Origin of the sequence: Fibrobacter sp. UWB2 (assembly GCF_002210425.1) — a bacterium.
GTDB classification, from domain to species: Bacteria; Fibrobacterota; Fibrobacteria; order Fibrobacterales; family Fibrobacteraceae; genus Fibrobacter; species Fibrobacter elongatus.
In genome coordinates this window covers 65478-87196 of the sequence record NZ_MWQK01000003.1, presented here as the reverse complement: position 1 = coordinate 87196, position 21719 = coordinate 65478, and the positions used below count along the sequence as shown (strand labels likewise).

Here is a 21719-nt window from a genome sequence, read left to right as displayed (position 1 = left end):
TGCTAGGTGAGGGCGATGCCGTCGTTCTGTATCGTGGCGGGAGCCTCGAATTCCTTCTGCTGGTCGTTTTCCATAGCGGAGAGGAGCTCGTCCTGGCTATGGATGAGGGCACGGCAACGGATAAAGTAGTTTGTGCGGAGTTGACGGAGCTGCTCGATTTCGGTGCGGAGGTTTTCGCTTTCGCGCTTGATGCTTTCGACTTCGCGCATGGCGCGAGCCTTTGCTTCGGCGATGATGATTTCCGCTTCCTTCTCGGCAGATGCCTTCACTTCGTTAATCGTGCGCTGCATCGTGACGACGGCGTCCTGAATTGTCTTTTCGATTTGGCGGTAGTAGTTCACGCGTTCTTCGGCGACTTTCAGGCGCTCGGTCAAGTTTGTGCGGTCGCGGAACATGTTTTCAAAAGCGGTCGCCGTTGTCTCCAGAAAAGCCTTCACTTCTTCCGGATCGTACCCCTTAAAAGATTTCTTGTGGAAAGTCTGGTTTCTAATATCAAGCGGAGTGAGTTCCATAAAATCCTGCTTTTACACTATTATCTATTATGTAATTAAAAGATATAAAAAGGATGCATGTTGTCATGCCTTGTGCGCTGTCATGCCCCGCCTGACGGGGCATCTCCTTTTGACAATATGGAATGGAGATTCCCGCTCAAGGCGGGAATGACATGTGCTTGCATGTCTATTATCTACTGACTAATGACCATTGACCACTGACCTGCTCTTTAAAAATATCTGTTTACATCTTGTTAATACATTGTGCTTTTGCTGAATGCTTTTTGTTTGAGTCCCGTTAAGCGTGAAAAATTACCCTTTAGGTCGGTTGTAACCCCTTGATAAATACCGACATTTTACTAAATTTGAGTCTCAAAAAAATTCTGTTTTCATAGAAAGGTTTTTATCATGAAAAGAACATTCCAGCCTCACAATCGTAAGCGCGTTAACAAGCACGGTTTTATGGCCCGTATGGAAGACCGTTGGGGTCGTGCTGTCTTGAGCCGTCGCCGTGCTAAGGGCCGTAAGGTCCTCACCGTTAGCGACGAAATCTATAAGAAGTAAGTCGGGGCTGGCTTATAGCCACTCTGCGTTCTTATCGGCTGCCCAATCAGCCCGCTTACCGGCAAGTAGCCGTCCAAGGGAAGTTCCTCCGCGCACCTGCTTTTAGCATGCGATGGATTGAAGCTCCGGACGGTTTTTGTCGTTTCTGCTTCTTAGCCAAGAAGAAGAACGGAAATGCCGTGTATCGCAATAAGTGCCGTAGGATCCTACGTCCACTGTTTTATGGTATTGTCCCGAATATCAAAAAGCCCGTCTGGGCAATGATTATCGTGAGCGACAATTCCAAGGAAATGTCCTCTGAACGTTTCCGCGAATCCGCCCAGAAAATTTTCCACAAGATGGAATGGGACAAGCAACCGGATGTGGCAGAAGCTTAAAAATGCTCTGGTGGCGGCTTTGATTGCCCCCATCCGTCTATACCAACTGGTGCACCCCTATTTTTTCCATGGGGTCTGTAGATTCCAGCCTACGTGTTCAAACTACGCAATTGAAGCTTTACGCCTCCACGGGCCCATCAAAGGTTTCTATCTTGCGGTTTTTAGAGTCTTAAGATGCAACCCCTTCTGCAAGGGCGGATATGATCCCGTTCCGCTCCCTAAGGATAAAAAATGAACAAGAATACACTCATTGGTTCCATCCTTATCGCGGTCATCGTGATTTGGTGGATGGCTGTCAATAACGCAAATGCCGAGGCGCAGGCTGCAGCCCGTGCCGCACAGGCAAAGGCAAAAACCGAAAAGCAGGTTTCCCAGGATTCCGCAAAGTCGCTCGTGATCCCGAGCAAGGCTCCTGAAATCAAGGCTGCTCCGGTCTTGGGCGGTTCTGAAAACGCTGCCGCTCCGGCTGTGGCAAACGATAGCGCCGCTCCGGTCGCTCCGAAGGTCGAAATTGCTGAACGCTCCGTGACGGTCGAAACCGACAAGTTCATCATGACTCTCACCAACAAGGGGGCCAAGGTCAAGAGCATCATCGTGAAGGCTCTCCCGGATTCTACCGGCAAGTTCCCGGAACTCATCCAGGATACGACGCTCGGCGCATTCGACTTGAAGCTCGACAACGCAGACTTGAGCGAAGCGATGTTTGAACTCGGCAACACGCCTGCAAAGATTGTCGTGACCGACAGCGCAAAGGTCCAGTTCGCATTCCAGGACGCCAATGGTAGCCAGGTCATCCGTTCTTACGGATTCACCAAGGAAGGCCCGGCAGTCCGTCAAGAAAACAAGTTTATCGGTTTCCAGCCGACAGCCTACGAGCTCGCATGGAAGGGCGGCCTCAAGGAAACTGAAGATATTCCGAAGTCCAAGGGCATCATGGGCATCGGCGGTGGCGGTACCTACTACTTTAGCGAAGTTGTCTTCAACGACCGCTATTCTGTGGAACGTGAAATGCCGCGCGAACAGGCTTCTTTCAATGCTACTGAAGGCAAGATTGTTTGGGCGGGTCTGCGTCGCAAGTACGTTGCCATGACGGTCCAGTTCGACGAAGCTGTTCCGGCTGTGCTCAAGACAAAGCATATGAAGGTTGACGATAGCGAAGTTGATCCGGGTACGTACAAGCTTACGATTGCCGACGATTTCCGCGGTGCTCAGTCCCTCGGCTACGACTTGATGATTCTCCCGCTCAAGTGGGATGAACTCTCCGCTCTCAACAAGGACTACGAAAAGATTATCGTGAGTGGCTGGAGCTGGTGCGGTGCAGACGTCTGGTTCGTCTGGATTTGCAAGATGCTCCTCAAGCTCTTGAACCTCTTCTACAGCATTATCCCGAACTACGGTGTTGCCATTATCCTCGTGACGCTTATCGTTCGCGGTGTTACGACTCCATTCACCGTGAAGCAGATCAAGTCTACGCGTGGCATGGCCGCTCTCAAGCCGCAGATTGAAGAAATCAACGTGAAGTACCGTACCGACCCGCAGAAGAAGCAGGCCGCTATGATGGAACTCTACAGCAAGAACAACATTAACCCGCTTGCAAGCTGCACCGGTGGCTGCCTCCCGATGCTCATCCAGATGCCGATTTTCATGGGCCTCTTCTTTGTGCTTGGCCGTGCTATCGAACTCCGTGGTGCTCCGGCTTTCCTCTGGATCTCGGACCTCAGCCGCAGTGACGTTGTCTGGAATGGTATCAGCATTCCTATCATTATGCCGTCTGGCCTTGCCATCCTCCCGTGGCTCATGGTTGCAACGACCTACTTCCAGACCAAGGTGACGATGAACTCCAACGCCGGTATGGATCCTGCTCAGCAGAAGATGATGGTGTGGATGATGCCTGCCATGATGCTCTTGTTCAGCGCCGTGATGCCGTCTGGTCTCGTGCTCTACTGGATTATCGGTAACATCTGGAGCATTGCTCAGTACAAGTACATCTACAGCAAGTTCCCGCCGGTTAATGGCTCTACTCCGAAGACTTCTTCCAAGCTCAAAGGCAAGAACGTCAAGGACGCCGAAATCGTGAAGTAATTGAAAATGCGCGGGCTCTCCCGCGCATTTCTCTTTTTTGGACTCCATCCATGTGAATCGAATTATACTATCTTAAATGATAACTAAGGGGAATTATCTATGAAAAAAATCTTTGGACTTGCTCTTGCCTGCTGTTCAACTTTATTTGCTCAAGGCGTGGCTCAGGTGCCCGCCGTTAAAGTGGACAGTGCGAAGGCTCCAGTTCCTGTAACGACTCCGGCCGTTGATTCTGTTAAGGCTATTGCGCCTGCCGCTACTCCTGTTGCCGCTGTGGTTTCAGATACGGCTAAGGTTGCAGTGCCAGCCGCAGCACCTGCCGTCGATTCAGCCGCTGTTGCGGTTGTTGATACCACCAAGGCCGTTGAACCGGTCAAGCCCGCAGAAGCTTTGCCTGCAGCCGATACAGCTAAGGTTTCTGAAGTGGCTGTGGATTCTGCAAAAACAGTAGATTCGACTGAAGCAGAACCGGTTAAGACTAAGAGATGGAACCATTATATCGGTGCTGGTCTTTCTATTCCGTTTGATCAGTACGGCATTGGGAACAAAAAAGTTAACTTGATCAATTACGGCGTGAATGCAAGCTATATGGGCGTTTGCCGTTGTGGCTTTGCTACAAAGCTGTCTATTACGTCTGGTATAGCAACGACGGGCAACATCGAGTTCTATCCGTCGGACGGCTGGCAAACAGGCACGTACAGCGCCGTTGAATTCGGTGCGGGCTATAGCTTTGTGAACAGCCCGAAAGTGACGTTCTCGATGTTTGCGGTTGTTGGTGTTGAATACGCCGTTTTTGTCACGGAAGAAAAGTCGTTTAAGCACAAGGAACTCGGACGCGTTGATCGCAGCTATAGCGAATCCTTGACCGCTCTTACTCTTGGTGGCGATTTCATGGCTCGGTTTGCGCTCAGCAATCACGTCGGGCTCTTTGCTAGTGTCGGCGGCCGCTGGGTAGCCGAGGTTGACTCGGATGCTTCTGTCAAGTACAAGAAAGGCGACTTTAGCCGCCTTGAAGTCAACCACGATGACGACATGGGCAATTTCAGCATTGTGCCGACCGTGGGCGTGATGTGGAAGTTCTAAAGACTATAAAATTCTAAAGTGGTTTAGAGAGCTGGGTCTATTGGCCCAGCTTTTCTGTATTTACGATTTTCTTTTCGCCGTTGATGTCGAATGTAATCGTAGCGCCATCGCTGTTGACGTCCATTTTGACCTTGGCGCCCATTACGAGAGGCACATTTATATCGTCGTGCCCGGCAGGGAACCCGCAAATCACCGGAATGTTGTACTGCTTCAGGTATTGCGAGAGCATGGCTTCGGTGCTTTCGTAATCAAGGTCGGTCCCGGAGCTCACGAATTCACCAAGGATTACGCCTCGCACGTTCTCCATGACGCCGTGAAGTTCGATGGAATGGAACATGCGGTCGATGTTGCGCAAGTTCTCACCGATTTCTTCCATAAAGAGGATGATGCCGTCGTTCTGGAAAACGTCGATATCGCTTGCGCCAATGAGCGGTACGAATGTTGCCATGTTGCCGCCGACGAGGACGCCTTCGGCTTCACCTTGCTGGTTGTATTTATGTTTTGGTACTTTGTATGTGGGAACTTCGCCTTTGAGCAAGTCGCGCAGGAGCGTGCTGTTGACATCCTTGCCATCTGTTTTTGCAATGCTCGAGCTCATGGTGCCGTGGATGCTCATGACGCCTGCCTTGGTCTGCATGGCGTGTAGCGTGGTCACGTCACTATAGCCGATAATCCACTTCGGGTTGTTCTTCACGAGTCTTTGGTCAATCAAGTCGACGAGTTGGATGGTTCCGTAACCGCCGCGGTTGCAGAGAATCGCCTTAATTTCGGAATCCCTGAGCGCTTTCTCGAAATCTTCGGCGCGCTCCTCTGCTGTGCCTGCGAACTTGCCTGCATCGAGTTTGTTTGCACTCTCGCCGATGACAGGGGTAAAGCCCCATTCGCGAATCACATCGGCCGTTTTCTGGATTGTAGAATCGGGAGTTGTGTAGGAGGGCGAAAGGAGAGCCACTTTATCGCCTTTCTTGAGGAAGGCGGGCGCCTTCCCTTCGGCGATGGAATCGTTCTTTTCGAAAATGGATGCGCAATTTAAAGTGTCGTTTCCGCATGCGGTAAGCATGGTGCAAAAACCAATGGCTATAGCCGCTTTTTTCAAAAAATCCATAGAGCTCCCCTCTAGAAAAACCTTGTGTATGATTTAATATAAATATGTTTTTGCACGAAAGTGAACTTTTTGTGTCGTTTTCGGACGGTTGATATTATTTTAATAGGGAATTTGATATTCCGCACATATTTTTTGAGGGAAAGGGAGCGTTAAATGATTTCGATTCGTCATTTGAAAAAAGTGTACCCGAATGCGACTCCGCTTCTGGATGTCAATGTCGAGATTAATCGTGGCGATGTTGTGTCGATTATCGGCCCTTCGGGAACAGGCAAGTCGACGTTGCTTCGCTGTATCAATCTTTTGGAATGCCCGACTTCGGGCGAGGTGCTGATTGACGGAAAATCGATTACAGCGCGTGGGGCGAATGTGCCCGCGATTCGTCGCAAGATGGGGATGGTTTTTCAGTCATTTAATTTGTTCAACCATCTGACGATTATTGAAAATATCATGGTCGCACAGATGGATATTTTGCACCGTTCCAAGCAGGACGCCTGCGCAAAGGGTATGGAACTTTTGCACCGCGTGGGGCTTGCGGACAAGGCCGATAATTTACCCGAAGAACTTTCGGGCGGCCAAAAACAGCGTGTCGCTATTGCACGTACGCTTGCGATGGACCCTGAAATTATACTGTTCGATGAACCGACGAGCGCCTTGGACCCGACGATGATTGGAGAAGTCCTTGCGGTGATCAGGGGACTTTCGAATCAGGGACTCACGATGATGATTGTTACGCACGAGATGAAATTTGCTCGCGATATTTCGACGCGTGTGTTCTACATGGACGAGGGCGTGATTTACGAAGAAGGGACCCCGAAGCAGATTTTCGAAAACCCGCAACGCGAAAAGACGAGGCTGTTTATCAAGCACCTTAAAGTGTTTGACGAACATCTTGTCGTTGGAGACGTTGATTTTATGGGCGTTATGAACCGGTTCCTAGTTTTTGCCGAAAAGAACCAGATGGAAAATCGGACCATTCGAAACGTGAGCTATGTTCTCGACGAAATGGTGATGCTTGGGCTTGTTCCCAAACTGCCGCAGGGTACGGATATCCGTTTAATGGCGGAGTATTCCGAAGACAACAGCCGTGCAGAAATTCGGCTTGAATTCGCAGGACCGAACGTGAATCCATTGGATGCCTGCGACGAAATCTCAAGACAATTGATTAATGTGGCTACAGAATGTTATGAACAAAGTGTAGTCAATGACATGAATATCATTCATTTCCATGTCAAATAGGGGGTGCTATGAAAAAGATTCTCGAATATTTGACATGTCTTATGGCTTTGACGGTTTTGTTGACGGGCTGCGATGAAGAAGTACGTAAAATTGAAAGTGCGGCCCAGCTGAATGACCCGCAATATACAATTGGCTACGAAGAAGGGCGTGATTCTGCATTGAAGGATGTTCCGCCACGATTTAGAAAATTGCACCTCAAGTACAATTCCATTGCGGACATGAACAAGAACGAGAATCTTGTACTTGGAATGCAAACGGGTTTTGTCTTTGTCGATAAAGAAACGCGCCGAATGCTCCCCAAGGCCGAAATCAAGTATTACAAGTCTACTCCGGACATGGCTTACATGGTGGCGAACGGCAAGCTGGATGGCTTTATCAATGACGAACCTGTGATCCGCTATGCCGCACTCGAAAATCCAAACCTTGCTTATATTCATGCCGATTTCGAGCCGATGGATATTGTGATTGTTTTCCCGAAAAATGACAAGGCTAAAGCGCTTCGTGACGAAATGGATGAGTTTATCGACAAGATGCATCTGTCAGGAATGCTGGATTCGATTGATAACATTTGGCTCGGTGAAAATGAAGAGAAAAAGGTCGTGGAATTCCCGAAGGCAAAACCGGGGATGCCTACGTACAAAATGGCGACGAGCGCCGTGAATCCGCCGTTTGAATACATCAAGAATGGCAAAATTGTCGGCTACGAAATGGATTTGATGGCTCGTTTCTGCAAGGAAAAAGGTTGCGGCATTGAGGTCCATGACGTGGCTTTCGAATCGGTGATTCTTGGCATCGAAACGGGAATGTATGATTTTGCGGCGGCAACGCTTAGTGCAACTCCTATATTCAAGGAGAAAAATTATCTATCGCACCCTATTTACGTTTCTGAATGCGTGATGGCGGTGCAGATTCTTGATGGTAAAGCTAAGCAACAGGTAGCGAAAAATCCTGAAGACATGATTAAAAGCTTGAATCGCGATGGCGCTAAGATTGGCCTTATTACAGGAGGAGTTTTCGATAAAGTATTGAATGAATTTTTCCCGACAGCGAAGTCCCTGTTTTTCAATACTTATGCTGATATGGTCAAATCGATTGATGCTGGAAAATTGGATGCCATGCTAGTTGATGAGCCTACCGCAAGGCTTTTGGTAGAAGGTCGTAAAGAAGTTGAAATTGTAAATAAGATTTTAGAAAAGGCTAACTATGCCTTTGCTTTCTCAAAAAGTGAAAAAGGTGAAAAGTTGTGTGCACAAATGACAGAATTTATTCAAAATTCTATCAAACAAGGTTTGCAAACTGATTTGGAATCAGTCTGGTTTGGATCCGATGAATCGCTCAAGAAAATTGATTTGTCAAAGTTGAAAGCGACCAATGGAACACTTCACTTGGCCACGAATGTGGAGGTAGCCCCGTTTGTTTACATTAAGGACAATGCTATTGTTGGTTATGATATTGATTGGGTTGTCCGTTTTTGTGAGGCTTATGGTTATGGACTTGAAATTGTGAATATGAATTTTGAATCCATATTGCCGTCGATCGTGTCTGGCGCAAGTGATTTGGCCGTGGGGGAGATTACCGTTACCGCAGAACGAAAGCGAAGCGTTAATTTTTCTACTCCTGTTTATGATGGTGGAGTCGTTGCCATTGTAAAACGGACTGCAGAAGAAGAGGCTGTTGCCCCTTATGAAGAAACCTTTTGGGGTTCTTTAAAGAAAAGCTTCGAGAGAACATTTATTCGTGAAGACCGCTGGAAGCTTGTGGCGCAAGGTGTTGGCGTGACTATCTTTATTTCTATCCTTTCGGGGATTTTGGGCTCGCTGATTGGCTTTGGCTTTTGCATGTTGCGCCTCTCGCGTAGGCAATACGCCAATATTTTTGCACTTGGCTACATCCGCCTTTTGCAAGGAATTCCGTCGGTCGTGCTTTTGATGGTGCTGTTCTACATCGTGTTTGCGCGTACGGGGCTTGATGGCGTGTGGGTTGCCATTATCGGCTTTGGTATGAACTTTGGCGCCTACGCTGCCGAAATTATGCGCACGGGAATCTTGGCGGTCGATAAAGGACAAATGGAAGCTGCGCTTGCGCTCGGCTATACGAAACCTCGTGCGTTCTTCAAAATCGTCTTTCCGCAGGCGGCACACCACTTTTTGCCGGTGTTCCAAGGCGAATTTATTAGCATGGTGAAGATGACATCGGTGGTGGGCTATATCGCCATCCTGGATTTGACAAAAGCGTCGGATATTATCCGCAGTCGCACTTACGAGGCGTTCTTCCCGTTGATTATGACGGCAATTATTTACCTGATCATCATCTGGATTTTGACTCGCGTGCTTACGATGTTACAGCATAGGCTCGATCCGAAAATCCGTGCGAAGCGCAAGTAATTACATTGTTCCCGATTCAAGTCCCTTGACGGGGACGTAACGCACGGAACCGTCAGCGGAGATAATCATTGCAACGCCCGAGAGGTAATTGACCCAGCGCCATTTTTCGTAGTAGCGCACGTTCGCGTGACCGTTGGTGGTGTAGGCGAGGAGCGGCACGACCAGGTAATCGTGCGTGCACATGACGTTTACGCGTTTCATGGCCGGGAGGTTTGCGAGAATGTTGTTTTTCAAGAGTTCTTCGCTGCGTGTCTCTAAATCGTAGAATGCGTCTGGATAGGCGCCTGTAAAACCGTACTTGGAAAATACGACCCAGCCACCTTCGGCGTTGATATAGTTGTTGGCGGTGGCTTCGTCCTTGATATACCAGGCTCCGTCCATGTAGGGGAGGATGTTGAGTGTGTGGCCAGTTTGGCCTTTTCCGATGGCGATTTCTTCGCAAGTTTCTTGCGTGCGTGTGTAGCCCGAATAACCGTAGTAAAAATCTTCCTTGGCGATCGTCGCGAGGCGGGTGCCTAAATTGCGGGCGTATGTTTTTCCGTTGCTGGTCAAGTGGCCGTTCGGGCCCGTGTCATCGGTGCGTTCGCTGTGGCGGATGATGAAGACCGCTTTTTCATCGGACTTGAGATTTGCATAAACTTCAACGAGGTCGGTGAAACCATCGGCTTCTTGCGGGGTAGCAACGCGCCATGCGTTTGTGGCGGTCTCGAAGATGTAATAGTTGTCGTGATTCACGCGGCCTTCGCGGACTTCTTTGTCGTATTCGCCGGGGCCAAATCCTGCCGTGTCTTTTTCGATGGGCTGCGCAATACGCCATTCCTTGGAATTTGCATCGCAGATGAATCGGACTCTGGAATGGTCAGCGTGCTCGTAGTCGTTTGCGAAAAGGGCGCTTTGACCTTGATTGACGTAAGTGACTTGCCCTGCGTTGGCGTCAGTGCATGGCTCGAATCCGTAAGCGATAGGGATAAACGCGCGCATATAACGTTCGAAGTTCGGAATGCTCATGCCCCACGATGAAACGTTGTTGCGAATGTCGTTGTATTTCCAGAGCGTGTCGAGACCTACAATCCAGTCGGCGATTTGAATTTTCCAGTTCTGGTCGTTCCAAGTGCCATCGCCCTTGAGGTCTTCGGCGAGATTGTTCGCGAGATTCATCATGTCGTTCTCGCTGCGCTCGCCTTGAATCATGGCGGAGATGGCAAACAGTGCGGCACTGTATTCGCTATTCCCGAACATGTCCAAATCTTCGGCAACGGGCTTGTCGGTGCGTCCGTCGGTGAAGTACGGCTGCGAATAAAGCATGACCGTGTCAATCCCGAATGCGGCAAATGCTTCGCGCTCCGCCTGCGCCTTGGCTTCGGCGAAGTCAATGTGGTTCATCGTGAGCTGCTCGATGCGCGGGATAGTGATATGCGTGAGAATGTTCACGTTCGCATGTTCGGGCGAGCAAGTCTTTGCAGCAAGCGTAATGGGGTTGTTTGAAACTCTGCCTGTCACTTCGTTGCGGTAAAAACCGGTTGCCCTGATTTTCACGCAGTTGGAATTTGAGTGGACTTCGTTAAAGAAGTAGCGGCCGTCATTCGTGAGGATGCAGCCTTCTGCTTTTTGGTAAGTCTCGGTGTTGAATTCCTTGTTCGCTTCGGTGACGGTAACGCTTGTGCCAAAGACGAACGGTCCTTTTTGCGCAATGCCAGAAATCGGCGAAACGAAGCCTTCGACAAAGACCGTGTCTGCGCTACCGACGATTGTTCCGGTTGGCGAAATTTTGTCAACCGCGTGCAGAAATCCGTCGCTGCATGTGACGCTAAAGTCTGTGGAGTCCGCTGCACTGCGCCAAGAACCTTTTACGCAAAGTCGCGGCAAGTTCTCGTTCTGCACAAAGAATGCGCGACCTTCACGGCTTGCATCGCAGGCGGGCAAGTTGGCTGCGCTCGGAACGCTCAAAGTATCGAAAAGAGAAATCGGCTGGTTCGGGTCAATGTCGCCATTGCCGGTGGCAGGGTTTCCGTCAGAGCCACAGCCCGCCATCCATAACGATGCCCAAAAAGCAGCAAAACCAATCGCTGTTAAACCAAATTTCTTCATTCCATACCTGCTTTACTGATGTTCTTCTTAATATATTCAAAATGTCATTATATGTCAGTACGATTTTATAAATTATACCTGTTATTTTGAATAAAAAGAGAGGTGAATACGATGCAACAGTTCGAAAACAATACAAATCTGTTCGTTTTACGTGTTTTTCGCTATATGTTTAGCAAAAAAGAGAGTTTTAGTATCGATAAGGATGAGCTTGCGATTCGCCCCTCTGTCTGCCCTTGTTTCCATTTGATGGAAAGTGAGGTGGGGTACTATCAGTCTTTGGCGGATGCCGAAAAGTGTATTCGTAAAATTGTCAAGAAAAAATCAAATGATGCCTATGGCTTTTTTGTGACGGAATTGCCGATAGGTTCTATGATGCATTCTACCGACTATGTTTCGTGCTGGCGTTACCTCGAAGATGGCTCTTTGTGGCTAAAAAGTGAAGGACCGAGTAATCTCCCGAGACAGTTGAGGGTCTGCAATAAAGAGCCTTATAAAGGTCGTGATCCCAAGACGATTCGTTTTAAGCAAGGCGACATTGTAGAGATTCCGCGGAATGATTACGCTCAGCTTGCGATTGTGTGGAATACGCCGTCTACTGCAGAGCAGATCGAAAAAGTCCGTGAGCAACTTCGTAATTCTAAGGATGGATCGGCTGCGGCCTTGAACGAATTGAGCATGGGCGATTCCTATAAGGTCGTCACTTACTCTGTGTCGGAAAATGGAGCCGTAAATTATTGTGTTTCTGATGAACTTTCCGTGAACGTACTTCCGCCTTCGAGGCCTGTTCCGCGCAAGTTCGCGACTGAACTGCGCAATCAGCTAAAACGCGCTCAAGAGGAAGAATTCGACTTGCCGTTTTAAGGCTAATTGTCATTCCCGACTATGATCGGGAATCACCTTTCTTGATTTTATCGAGTAGGCGTTTAGCGGGGAAGCCGACGAGCTGGAATCCTTTTTCCCAGATAAAGTCCTTGATGCGCTCTGCGCGGGTCTCGTTGCTTTTCGGGAGCCAACTCTCGTCAAAGTCTGCATCTAGCCCGGCTTCTAGAATGAGTGCGGTGTAGTCCTTGTTGAGGGCGTCGTAGGCGTGATGGCGTACGAAGTGCTTCTTTTCTTCGTAGTTGAAACGGCGTTCCAAGAGCTTGCGCTTCACGAAACCAGCGCCTTGTTGGATGAGCTCGTCGTATGCGAAGAACACGGGGCGTTCCGTGTGGTAGAGCGATTCCATGATGACTTCGGCTTCGGTGAATTTTTCGCTCAAGCCGACTTCGAGCTTGCGGGTGACATCGTAGAATTCGGTCTGTTCGGGAGTCTCGAAAATGTGCAAGAAGAACACGCCTAGTGCGGCGGGTTTCATGTACAAGAAGAACGATTGCAGATGCGGCGCAAATTCGTCATTGCTTGTGAGTGAGACGACGTCTGCATTGCTTTTTTCGGCACGTTCAAAGAATTCTTTGAATTTGTTTTGGTAATAGACGATGGAATCGTTGATGAGCAACAAGCGTTCCACATCGCGCGTGATGACGCCGGGAACGTAGTTGCCGGCTGCGTCTGTTCGGTTCGCCTGCAGTTGCAAATAACGCCGCCACATGCCAAAGTCAAATCCGCGATTTTCGGTGAGGAAAAGCTCGATGTGATTTTCCTTCAGAAAATCGTAGGTGTCGCTCGAAAGCGTTCGGCGATTCGTGAGGAGGACGACCTTGAAGTCGGTCTCAGCGAGATGCTTGAGCGCAAAGCGGACATAGCCGGGGAGGTCTTCCCCGGTTTGGTAACTGGCGTAGAGGGCGACTTTATTGCATGCGTCCATCAACTATCTTCCTCTGCGGCCTCCGCGGCTGCTGCGTCCGCGACCTTTTTCGCTAGATCTGCGGCCACGTCTTGCTTCACGCGGTTCGCTGGCTACATGGAATCCTTCGCCGAAATCGCGGGTTCCGCGCTTTTCAGAACCGTGTTTCCCACGCTTGTCGGAACGGCGACCTTCATCGAATTCGTCACGGCCCTTGCGGAAACCGCCACGTTCACGAGAATCGCGACCGGTGCGTTCGAAAATCGGACCGTCGAAATCGCGACGTCCACGGCGACCGCGAGAAACGTATTCCGGTTCGTAATCGTCGTCTTCGTCCGGCTGGCTCACATAGCCGAGTGCTTCGGCGGCCGCAGCGCGGTCAGCTCTTTCATTGAAATTGCGAATGTCGCGTTCGGTATCTTCGCGGGTACGGCGCTTCTTCGGTTCAGGGCTCAGCTTTTCGGTGATGCTGAAGTCTGCCTGACCGCGCAATGGGTCAACTCTGAGGAGTTGAACCATCACCTTGTCGCCACGGCGGAAGGTGCGGCCGCTACGCTTGCCAAATGCAAGACCCTGATCCGGGTTGAACACATAGAAGTCGTCGCCTGCGATATCGCGGTAGCGCACAAGACCTTCGGCAATCGGATCGTCGATGGAAACGTAGATGCCCCATTCTTCGATGCCAGTAACGCTTGCTTCGAAGCTGTCGCCAATGCGGCTCTTCAAAATCCAGCAGCTGCACACCTTGATGGAGATGCGCTCCACCTTCATGTTCTTGATTTCGTTTGCAGAAATCAAGTCGCAGACTTCAATCACGCTGTTCACGCGTTCGGCATCGATTTCCTTACCCTTGCGGGCGAGTTCGCGATGGCACCAGAGGTCCGCGTAACGGCGGATCGGCGAAGTGAAGTGGCTGTAATCTTGCCAGTTCAAGGCAAAGTGCCCGAAGCTGTTGGAGTCGTAATGAGCCTTCTGCATGCTGCGCAAAATGCGGTTCGTGAGCGTCTCGTCGCCAGCAGCGCGCTTGACCAAGTGTTCGTAAAGCTTGAAGGCTACCGGGTTCAAGTTTGTATCGCCACTGCGCGGCTTGCCCAAATCACGCAACATCACCGGAGCGTCCTTGAACAGGTCCGGGTACATGTAATAGAGTTCCATGATGTCCTTCGTGTCCGGAGCTTCATGGATACGGTAAATGCCTTGCAGCTTGCGCTGCTTGAGTTCCTTCGCGCAGCAATTGTTCGCGATGAGCATGCACTCTTCGACCCAAGAATTGGAATCGTCGTGTTCGCGCGGGAAAATCTTGACCGGTTCACCGTTCTCGTCAAACTTGCAGCCGTATTCGGTTGTCTGGAATTCGAGCAAGCCATCCTTGGTGCGGTTCCTCTTGAGAAGTGCGGTCACTTCGGCGAGAGCCTTGATGGAATCGTCGCCGTCTTCCATCATCTTTACGGCCTGCTGGTACGTGATTCCCTTCGTGATGTTCACGACACTGCGGTGGAAATCCCAACCGAGAACGTTTGCTTCCTTGTCCAAGTCAATCATGCAGGTGAATGCGCAACGGTCTACGCCTTCGTGCAAGCTGCAAACGCCGCTCGAAAGCTTTTCCGGGAGCATCGGCACTGCCGTCCACGGCAGGTATTGCGTATAACTTCTTTCAAGAGCTTCTTCATCGAGGTCAGATCCTTCAGGCACGTAGTAGCTCACGTCGGCGATGTGCACGCCGAGCTTGTAACCACCATTCGGCTTGCGTTCCACGCTGATAGCATCGTCGTGGTCCATGGCGCCTTCGGGGTCAATGCAAAGAATGTCGAGCTTGCGATAATCCACGCGGCCCTTGAAATCCTTTTCGGTCGGGTCCGTAATGGAGGCCACGTACTTTTCAATGGCGGGGCTAAAGCCCTTGGGCAAGTTGCTCTCTTCCATGAACTTCTTCTTGACTTCGTCCCAAGTCACGTTCATGATTTCGGCGGAGCGGTCGACTTTGGCCAAGTAGCTATGCTTGAGCTTCGGGTGCGGATAAAGCGTGAAGCTGATGGTCTCACCTTCCTTGCCCGGCGCCTGTCTGCGGTGGCACATCTCGTACACCTTGCCGGTATCGATTTCGGTCACCTGCCAGTCTTCGTCACCGGTCTGGTGCAGAATGCCGCGCTTCACGCGTGTGCCGGAATCCTTTTCGGTCTGACGGCGGCTGCGAGCGCCCGGACGGCGGTTGTCTTCGACGCCCTGCTCTGCAAGCTTCTTGCGGCGCTTCTCGCGCTTGTCTTCGAGCGGTTCGCCATCGCCCAATTGATATTCCTTGTGGGCAGAACGCTTGAGAACGCCACGCTCGATCATGTCGGCGAGGAGTTGCTTAAAAGCCATCTTCTGTTTTTTGGGGAGGCCGAGAGCGCTACGGAGCTGGCTCCCTACCATAGGTTCGTCACGAAGGATTGCAATAATTTGTTCTTCGCTCGGTAATTCCTTAGCCATAATTAAGCCTCCTTGTTTTCTGTTGCCGCTTCTTTTGCTGCGGCAAGTTCCGCCTGCTTGTACGGCATAGCGGATTCAATTAAATCGTGGGTTTCGTCGCGGAGATCGGCCATCGGCTTGTCGGCGTAATCTTCATAACGGATTAGCGGGTGAACGACCATCTCGACGGTGCCGGAATAGACTGCCCATTTGACCTTTGGGAGAATCTTTCCGGTATTGATAAATGTAACTGGCAAAATGTCAAAGTGCTGTTCTTTTGCCAAACGGAAAATTCCATTTTGGAACTTGAACATGTGCCCGTCTTCGCTGCGGTGGCCTTCGGGGAACACGACAATGTTGTAATTGCTTTCGAGGCGTTTCTTGAGGATTTTGCCGAGGCCTGCGTTTTTGCGCGGGTTCGTGTGGATAGGAATGTTGCCGGAGCGGTTCAGGACCCAGCCGAATACGGGCGCTTTCCAGAGGCTTGCCTTCGCCATGAATGACGCCGACGTGATGGAATGCCAGACGACGTTGATGTCCAAAAAGCTCTGGTGGTTGGCGACGATGACGTAGTTTACGCCCTTTGGAATGTTTTCTGCCCCCTTGACCGCGACTTTAATGCCGAAAAGCTTGAAAATAATGTTCCTGAAGGCGAAAGTGCAAATCTTGGTGCAGTTTTCCCAGTGCCCGCGGATACCGCAATAGAGGGTGTAGGGGATACCCGCAACAACCATGATAGTGAAAACGACGATGTAATAAAAGAGTGCAAGAATAGCGCGCATGGTCTCTGCTTGTTAAAAGTGAATTATGACCCACTCAATATAAATAGGTCCCTATGGGCTTAATGTATATTTTTTGAGCGGAGTAAATCGGTTGTTTTTGTTACATACGCATAAATACGCACTTGTCATTCCCGATTTAATCGGGAATCTCCTATTTCCTTGAGAAAAAACTATATTCCTGAACGTAAAACATGGAGTTTTAAATTATGGAAATTAAATGGCTTAATCCCGATGCAAAGTTTGACCGTCTCGTTTTGGCGGGTGATATCGGTGGTACGAATACGAATCTTGGTCTTGTGGGCTACAAGGATGGCAAGTTTACACTCATTCTCGAAACCGTTTGCCCGAGCCAGTGCATTGAAGGACTTGACACCCCGATCCGTGAAACGCTCAAGGCTGCCATCGAAAACCGCGCGGATTTGAAGCCGTCCCACATTTGCATCAGTGCTGCAGGCCCCGTTGCTAACAACAAGTGCGTCATGACGAACCTCCCGTGGTGCGTTGACGGCGATGCCATCACGAATGCAACCGGCATCCCGACCCTCGTGATTAACGACTTTATGGCCATTAGCTATGGCATCCCGACTCTCGACGTCGATGACCCGAAGCAGATTCTCAAGTTCAAGCACACCGACGGTAGCGAACCGAAGCCGCAGGCTGCCACGAAGGCTGTGATTGGTCCGGGTACGGGCATGGGCGTTGGCTTCCTCGCATTTGACGGTCAGAAGTACATTCCGGCTTGCTCCGAAGGTGGTCACTCTACGTTTGCTCCGTTCGACAAGGAAACCCAGGACTTCCGCGACTACATGGAAAAGCGCATTGGCACCGTGCCGGGCGTTGAACCGCTCGTCTCTGGCATGGGTCTTGCTCACCTCTATGAATGGTGGCGTGACACGAAGGGCGTTCCGCAGAACGATGCCTTCAAGAAGATTGAAGAAACCGATTGGCATGACCGTCCGAAGTACATCAGCCGCGCAAGTGATACCGATCCGGTCGCTGCCGAAATGATGCGCATGTTCGTGAAGATGCTTGCCCGCTTCGCTAGCGACGCTTGCACGTTGTTCCTCCCGCTCGGCGGTTTCTACCTCGCAGGTGGTACGGTGCAGAAGGACCTCCGCTGGCTCGAACGCGATAACTTGTTCATGACCTGGTTCGAAAAGAACTACAATCCGAATATCCGCCCGCTCTTGAACAAGATCCCGGTGTACCTCATCAAGGATTATAGCATTAGTTTGTACGGTGCTGCTAATGCAAGTTTGAACTTGCAGAAGTAAACGCTGTTGGAACCGCGACGGAGGCGAATGCGCCGAAGTCGATGGGCTTAGAGCTTTGTTAATCCCGGCCGCAAAGGCTGGGATTTTTTTGTTCTCATGAGTGACCTCATTTTTCATCTTGCAATAACTTCTCGAACAGTGGGCGGTATCCTGTGATATTTTCAAGTTGCATAATGGTCGTAATCTTGTTGCCGGCATCCTTGCTTGAAGCCCCGCAGTGGAAAAGCTTCTCGTTGGCGGTTCCGAAATCCAGGTAAATATACCTGTCGTGGAATACGTTCCCCGTGGCGCGAACATCGCCAAGTTCTACATCCGGACGGGCGACTCTGAAATCTGCTAGCATGCTATCGGTCAGGCAGGTCCTTCCGTGCTGTTCGCTGAAAATCTTGATAGAAATGCCCTTCGCTACGCACCGCAACAAATCAAGAGTCTTTACATTTAGGTAGTCATCTACGATCAGTACCGACTTCTTCGCCATGCCATAAATCTGCGTGTAGGCAACATCGGCTTCTAACCGCTGCCCGTTCAGAATCAGGATGTGCTTGAAGGTGCTTGGGTCGATGAAATTCGCCATGACTTTTTGGAGAAAACTCTCGTTCCGCTCCACCTTGTTAGAAAGAGTGCGGACGTCCGTGGCGATTTCGGCGATATCCCGCGTGTTTTGACTTGTCTGCGTCGCCAATGCAACCATTCTAGCAGAAACATTCGGTGCATTCTCTGCCGCAATGTAGTCCTTCATTTGCTTGAAAAGGCGGATGAGGGCCTTGCTCTGTGCTGTCGCCTGTTCGCCTTTGAGCACCGTCATAAGCATGTAGATGCCTTGTTCTGTGAAGGCGAATGGCATTTTTCGAACGCCACCCCAACTTGATATCCGATTTTTGGACATCAAGTTTCCTTTTTTATAAAAATTGTCGAATTTCAACGAATTTCCGCAGTTTGAAGTCCAAATTTTGGACTTCAAGTTTTCAAATTCTTCTGAAGTCAGCTGAAAGCGAAAATCTTCATCAAATTTTTCGATATTATTTTTTACCTGTTCATTAAATTTTCGAGTTTCATACCCGTAAATTTCCGCCAAATCGGCATCGAGCATGACCTTTACTCCGCGGATGGTGTATATTCGCGATTTGAGCAGGTTCTCATCTATCAGGGAAAATTCAGGCTTTTTCGGCGCAACGGCCTCAGCGGCACTAGCCGCAACATCTTTTTTCATCGTTAACTCCTCTGGCATACAAGCGAAAAAAAAATACCAAAGATTATACACTTGTGCACTATAATATAGATTCGTGCATTCAGTTTGTCAATAGACCTGCGCGATTTCTTCTGAAAATTATTTTGATGGGGGAAGTCTCCCCCTCGCTTTCCTTCGCCAACCACAGGTCCCAAGGTCCCTGAGCTTGCCGAAGGGCCGCTTCCCCTTCTAGCGGGGACACCCCGCAACGCCCCAACTGGTAAAGAAAAAACGTTCGCCAACGGCGAACGCTTTTGCTATGAGCAACAACAACACAAACTAATCGAGAAACAAGTCTTTAAGTTCCTTGTAGGACTCGTTCAAGTCATTGTCAATTTCTTCGATGGAACGTCCCTTGCTTTTCTCTTCTCCCTTTACATAGTTGTTCGGGGTCCAGGAAATGCTGTCGGAATTCAAAATGTCTTCAACAGGGATGTCCTTGAATAAACACTTTGTGTTCTCGCCGTTAAGACATGCAATGATATCCGAGATGTCCGATTCATCAAGAGTCAATCTGTTCTTGTTCTTGATGTCAAGATTCGATGCGTTGATGAACTTGATTTCCTTGGCATGGCAATTTTTTTGCAGAACAATCAAATTGGTGTTGGATTTTGTGCCGTTGCTCATCGGGGGCAAAGCGACTACTGCTTGCAAGTGATCCTTCGTAAGAGCCTCGCGCAATTTTTTTGAAGAATCCTGTTTGCTCAAAATTGACCCAAAGCAGACAACTACAGCTTTGCCGCCATCTTTAAGAGCGTTGACAACGTTCTCAATACAATAAGCTTCGGTATTTTTGCCGTAAGGACGATTCTCCGTTTGGGGCGTTCCTGTGCCGCAGGGAATATCGGCAAGAATCTTGTCTGCGACATTTTCATCTTTGTAATCCAAGAAGTTTTCGTGTTTGATGTTAAATTTCTTCTTGGCCATAATCAGGATCATTGCCGCGATGCCGGCAATTTCTTTGTCCAATTCAACGCCGATGTAATTTGCTGCGTCGTTGTAGAGGGCTGAAGAAAACATTCCGCAACAACAATCCATAAATGTTTCATTGTTCTTGACTTTCAGGATTCCTGCTGCTAATTGTTGAAGACTTTCGTTTGTGTAATAAAGATAGGTGTTGGCGGAGTCCCTGCTCGTTTGAGGACGGGAAATTAAATCTTTCAGGACTGAAGAACAGTCTATGTCCGGAGGCAGGTTGCCTAAATTGAGGTTCTCTTTAAATATCATCAACCCGTGATGCAAATAATTTTTTAATGACTCTATTTCGAGAATACCAGAAGGGAGTTCAAAATTCTTCTCAAACAAATTAGAAATTTCTTTCAAAACATCATCATTGAAATTTCCCGAAGAGAAGATTTTGCTCAAGTAACTATGTAACTTCAGGTAATCGTCTGTATTTTTGAAATTCGCAAACTCAAGCTGTTCATTTATTATATAAAGAAAGAGAAAACCGATTAAAGTCTTTTTCGCTCCTGCGTATGTAATATACGGTTCGTCATCGCCGTATGCATATGTGGCGTAGTTTATAAAATCATCCAAAAAAATTTCATTTTTATTCATAGCCTTATCCCTCCATTCCGTAGAAAATAGAGTTCATTTTTTCGCTTTCCAAAGCGATGACTTTATTAATAAGTTTGATTTTTTTCATAGTGTTTATGAAATCCTTTCCAATTTGTTCTTGTTCCTCTTTAGACGGAAGAGGAATCTGTACATTTTCGATTGCTCCTACAGAAATTAAGGGAATTGCGGAACCTGCTGCGAGGTCCTTGATTTGGTCTTGATACAATTTTGAATTCAAAAAGGCGAGGACATAAAGCAAGTCGACGTCTTTATCCGTAAGCGTCAGGGATGCGCAGAAAGATGAGACAATCAGGTTCTCGTCATCTTTCGTGATAACGCAGGCGTCGTACGGCGTGGACAACTTCAAAACCAAAGTGTCTGCTTTCGTAATTTTGCTTTCGTCAACGAATGAAGTCAAGTCCGTCGCATCGAGTTCTTTCTTGGTTTCTTTTTCGCAAACGATTTTCATCAAAGAAGATTTGTCCACAAAACCATTCGAAATTGCTCTGGGTACAAGAACAAGAGCTTCGCATGTAATCTTTGGCTTGTCGGATTCGCGTACAATCTCAAAGAGATCGTCGATTTCTTTCTTTTCCAGCCTGGAAGTGATTTGGCCGCCGGTAATTTTAGAAATGTCGCCTAATCTTTTTTTCGTCATGGGTGTCTCCATTATGCAATGTCGTTGTATTCAATGGTGTTGTAGTTGCTGATTTTCTCAAAGTCGTAGTAACGAGTCATGTATTTTTTCTGGTTGCGGATTTTTTGCTTGTTGCAATAGAACGAATTTTTGTTTTCTTCTTTGCGAGAAGTGTAATGATTTGAACGGTCTTCGTCCATTAATCGGCTGGACAGGTCAATTGCGTTTTGGTCTTGAATGCAGGTGCAATGAAGATAGGGGTCGCGGTCGTTGATTTCAAGCAGTTCAAAGTAGCGCTTCTGGTCAATCTTGAAAACGTTCAAAATGGCATCTTGGTGGTCGTGCTTTACGCGCGGCATCCCGCGAGCGATTCTGGCGGCGTCTTTCTTGGACTGCGCCATCAAGGGAAAACTGATGATTACGTAATGCGATTTCCCGACGTGGCCGCACTTGCATACGGCTTCGAACATTTCTAACTTAAGGATGTTGTTTTTCATGGCGGTGCCTCGTGATTTACTGATGTTGTTGTGTTTGAATTTTGATTTATTTTCTATGTTCAAATATACAATATCGAAAAGCGTGAGTCAATAGTGATTT

General features: G+C 48.9%; 19 protein-coding genes. 9 read left to right on the top strand and 10 right to left on the bottom strand.

The window, feature by feature from the left end:
* Positions 1 to 2: 2 nt before the first annotated feature.
* Complete coding sequence (locus B7982_RS06540; RefSeq protein ID WP_088660068.1) at positions 3 to 512, bottom strand: DivIVA domain-containing protein; 510 nt, start codon at positions 510 to 512, stop codon at positions 3 to 5.
* 387 nt (positions 513 to 899) lie between these two features.
* Here B7982_RS06540 and rpmH point away from each other — a divergent pair, with 387 nt between their 5' ends.
* The 5 genes from rpmH (at position 900) to B7982_RS06515 (ending at position 4594) form a co-directional block, all read left to right on the top strand.
* Positions 900 to 1055, top strand: a complete 156-nt coding sequence (rpmH, locus tag B7982_RS06535) for a 50S ribosomal protein L34 (RefSeq protein ID WP_014546417.1) — start codon at positions 900 to 902, stop codon at positions 1053 to 1055.
* A gap of 14 nt (positions 1056 to 1069) precedes the next feature.
* Positions 1070 to 1432 (top strand): ribonuclease P protein component, encoded by a 363-nt coding sequence (locus B7982_RS06530; protein WP_348536613.1) that lies wholly within the window; start codon positions 1070 to 1072, stop codon positions 1430 to 1432.
* On the top strand, positions 1416 to 1667 hold the full coding sequence (yidD, locus tag B7982_RS06525; RefSeq protein ID WP_014546419.1) for a membrane protein insertion efficiency factor YidD: 252 nt from the start codon (positions 1416 to 1418) through the stop codon (positions 1665 to 1667). The genes B7982_RS06530 and yidD overlap by 17 nt, the downstream gene beginning before the upstream one ends.
* Positions 1664 to 3514 carry a YidC/Oxa1 family insertase periplasmic-domain containing protein gene (locus tag B7982_RS06520; RefSeq protein ID WP_088660067.1) on the top strand — a complete coding sequence of 617 codons (1851 nt, stop codon included), beginning with the start codon at positions 1664 to 1666 and terminating at the stop codon, positions 3512 to 3514. The genes yidD and B7982_RS06520 overlap by 4 nt, the downstream gene beginning before the upstream one ends.
* A 99-nt stretch (positions 3515 to 3613) precedes the next feature.
* The gene (locus tag B7982_RS06515) at positions 3614 to 4594 is read left to right on the top strand and encodes a hypothetical protein (RefSeq protein ID WP_088660066.1); all 981 of its coding nucleotides are present in this window, start codon (positions 3614 to 3616) and stop codon (positions 4592 to 4594) included.
* A 37-nt stretch (positions 4595 to 4631) separates the two neighbouring features.
* Here the strand turns inward: B7982_RS06515 and B7982_RS06510 are convergent, their stop codons facing one another.
* Positions 4632 to 5699 carry an LD-carboxypeptidase gene (locus B7982_RS06510; protein WP_088660065.1) on the bottom strand — a complete coding sequence of 356 codons (1068 nt, stop codon included), beginning with the start codon at positions 5697 to 5699 and terminating at the stop codon, positions 4632 to 4634.
* A gap of 153 nt (positions 5700 to 5852) precedes the next feature.
* On the opposite strand from B7982_RS06510, the gene B7982_RS06505 reads away from it, so the two are divergent.
* Positions 5853 to 6935 (top strand): amino acid ABC transporter ATP-binding protein, encoded by a 1083-nt coding sequence (locus B7982_RS06505; RefSeq protein ID WP_088660064.1) that lies wholly within the window; start codon positions 5853 to 5855, stop codon positions 6933 to 6935.
* Between the two features lie 8 nt (positions 6936 to 6943).
* Positions 6944 to 9319 (top strand): ABC transporter permease subunit, encoded by a 2376-nt coding sequence (locus B7982_RS06500; protein ID WP_088660063.1) that lies wholly within the window; start codon positions 6944 to 6946, stop codon positions 9317 to 9319.
* Here B7982_RS06500 and B7982_RS06495 read toward each other — a convergent pair whose 3' ends face one another.
* Positions 9320 to 11407 (bottom strand): phosphoglycerate mutase family protein, encoded by a 2088-nt coding sequence (locus tag B7982_RS06495; protein WP_088660062.1) that lies wholly within the window; start codon positions 11405 to 11407, stop codon positions 9320 to 9322.
* Positions 11408 to 11572: 165 nt separating this feature from the next.
* Here B7982_RS06495 and B7982_RS06490 point away from each other — a divergent pair, with 165 nt between their 5' ends.
* Positions 11573 to 12268 (top strand): hypothetical protein, encoded by a 696-nt coding sequence (locus B7982_RS06490; protein WP_233138408.1) that lies wholly within the window; start codon positions 11573 to 11575, stop codon positions 12266 to 12268.
* A gap of 19 nt (positions 12269 to 12287) precedes the next feature.
* On the opposite strand, the gene B7982_RS06485 is transcribed toward B7982_RS06490, so the two are convergent.
* The 3 genes from B7982_RS06485 to B7982_RS06475 are packed head-to-tail and all read right to left on the bottom strand — an operon-like array spanning position 12288 to position 16423.
* Positions 12288 to 13214 (bottom strand): hypothetical protein, encoded by a 927-nt coding sequence (locus tag B7982_RS06485; RefSeq protein WP_088660060.1) that lies wholly within the window; start codon positions 13212 to 13214, stop codon positions 12288 to 12290.
* A 3-nt stretch (positions 13215 to 13217) separates the two neighbouring features.
* A complete protein-coding gene (locus B7982_RS06480; RefSeq protein ID WP_088660059.1) occupies positions 13218 to 15662 on the bottom strand; it encodes a ribonuclease R family protein in 2445 nt (814 codons plus the stop codon).
* A gap of 2 nt (positions 15663 to 15664) precedes the next feature.
* Complete coding sequence (locus B7982_RS06475) at positions 15665 to 16423, bottom strand: 1-acyl-sn-glycerol-3-phosphate acyltransferase (protein ID WP_088630440.1); 759 nt, start codon at positions 16421 to 16423, stop codon at positions 15665 to 15667.
* A 206-nt stretch (positions 16424 to 16629) separates the two neighbouring features.
* On the opposite strand from B7982_RS06475, the gene B7982_RS06470 reads away from it, so the two are divergent.
* Positions 16630 to 17697, top strand: coding sequence for a glucokinase (locus tag B7982_RS06470; protein ID WP_015731915.1), 1068 nt, complete (start codon positions 16630 to 16632; stop codon positions 17695 to 17697).
* Positions 17698 to 17803: 106 nt separating this feature from the next.
* Here B7982_RS06470 and B7982_RS06465 read toward each other — a convergent pair whose 3' ends face one another.
* The 4 genes from B7982_RS06465 to B7982_RS06450 all read right to left on the bottom strand — a co-directional run bounded on the left by B7982_RS06465 (position 17804) and on the right by B7982_RS06450 (position 21619).
* A complete protein-coding gene (locus tag B7982_RS06465) occupies positions 17804 to 18907 on the bottom strand; it encodes an ORF6N domain-containing protein (protein WP_088660058.1) in 1104 nt (367 codons plus the stop codon).
* A 297-nt stretch (positions 18908 to 19204) separates the two neighbouring features.
* A complete protein-coding gene (locus B7982_RS06460) occupies positions 19205 to 20485 on the bottom strand; it encodes an N-6 DNA methylase (protein WP_088660057.1) in 1281 nt (426 codons plus the stop codon).
* Between the two features lie 4 nt (positions 20486 to 20489).
* Positions 20490 to 21143 carry a restriction endonuclease subunit S gene (locus B7982_RS06455; protein WP_158212975.1) on the bottom strand — a complete coding sequence of 218 codons (654 nt, stop codon included), beginning with the start codon at positions 21141 to 21143 and terminating at the stop codon, positions 20490 to 20492.
* 11 nt (positions 21144 to 21154) lie between these two features.
* Positions 21155 to 21619, bottom strand: a complete 465-nt coding sequence (locus B7982_RS06450) for a hypothetical protein (RefSeq protein WP_088660055.1) — start codon at positions 21617 to 21619, stop codon at positions 21155 to 21157.
* Between the last annotated feature and the right edge of the window lie 100 nt (positions 21620 to 21719).

What these genes read in the sequence shown, in the direction of transcription:
- B7982_RS06540 (WP_088660068.1), bottom strand. Translation starts at nt 512, where the DNA reads ATGGAACTCACTCCGCTTGATATTAGAAACCAGACTTTCCACAAGAAA.
- rpmH (WP_014546417.1), top strand. Translation starts at nt 900, where the DNA reads ATGAAAAGAACATTCCAGCCTCACAATCGTAAGCGCGTTAACAAGCAC.
- yidD (WP_014546419.1), top strand. Translation starts at nt 1,416, where the DNA reads ATGTGGCAGAAGCTTAAAAATGCTCTGGTGGCGGCTTTGATTGCCCCC.
- B7982_RS06520 (WP_088660067.1), top strand. Translation starts at nt 1,664, where the DNA reads ATGAACAAGAATACACTCATTGGTTCCATCCTTATCGCGGTCATCGTG.
- B7982_RS06515 (WP_088660066.1), top strand. Translation starts at nt 3,614, where the DNA reads ATGAAAAAAATCTTTGGACTTGCTCTTGCCTGCTGTTCAACTTTATTT.
- B7982_RS06510 (WP_088660065.1), bottom strand. Translation starts at nt 5,699, where the DNA reads ATGGATTTTTTGAAAAAAGCGGCTATAGCCATTGGTTTTTGCACCATG.
- B7982_RS06505 (WP_088660064.1), top strand. Translation starts at nt 5,853, where the DNA reads ATGATTTCGATTCGTCATTTGAAAAAAGTGTACCCGAATGCGACTCCG.
- B7982_RS06500 (WP_088660063.1), top strand. Translation starts at nt 6,944, where the DNA reads ATGAAAAAGATTCTCGAATATTTGACATGTCTTATGGCTTTGACGGTT.
- B7982_RS06495 (WP_088660062.1), bottom strand. Translation starts at nt 11,407, where the DNA reads ATGAAGAAATTTGGTTTAACAGCGATTGGTTTTGCTGCTTTTTGGGCA.
- B7982_RS06490 (WP_233138408.1), top strand. Translation starts at nt 11,573, where the DNA reads ATGTTTAGCAAAAAAGAGAGTTTTAGTATCGATAAGGATGAGCTTGCG.
- B7982_RS06485 (WP_088660060.1), bottom strand. Translation starts at nt 13,214, where the DNA reads ATGGACGCATGCAATAAAGTCGCCCTCTACGCCAGTTACCAAACCGGG.
- B7982_RS06480 (WP_088660059.1), bottom strand. Translation starts at nt 15,662, where the DNA reads ATGGCTAAGGAATTACCGAGCGAAGAACAAATTATTGCAATCCTTCGT.
- B7982_RS06475 (WP_088630440.1), bottom strand. Translation starts at nt 16,423, where the DNA reads ATGCGCGCTATTCTTGCACTCTTTTATTACATCGTCGTTTTCACTATC.
- B7982_RS06470 (WP_015731915.1), top strand. Translation starts at nt 16,630, where the DNA reads ATGGAAATTAAATGGCTTAATCCCGATGCAAAGTTTGACCGTCTCGTT.
- B7982_RS06465 (WP_088660058.1), bottom strand. Translation starts at nt 18,907, where the DNA reads ATGAAAAAAGATGTTGCGGCTAGTGCCGCTGAGGCCGTTGCGCCGAAA.
- B7982_RS06460 (WP_088660057.1), bottom strand. Translation starts at nt 20,485, where the DNA reads ATGAATAAAAATGAAATTTTTTTGGATGATTTTATAAACTACGCCACA.
- B7982_RS06455 (WP_158212975.1), bottom strand. Translation starts at nt 21,143, where the DNA reads ATGACGAAAAAAAGATTAGGCGACATTTCTAAAATTACCGGCGGCCAA.
- B7982_RS06450 (WP_088660055.1), bottom strand. Translation starts at nt 21,619, where the DNA reads ATGAAAAACAACATCCTTAAGTTAGAAATGTTCGAAGCCGTATGCAAG.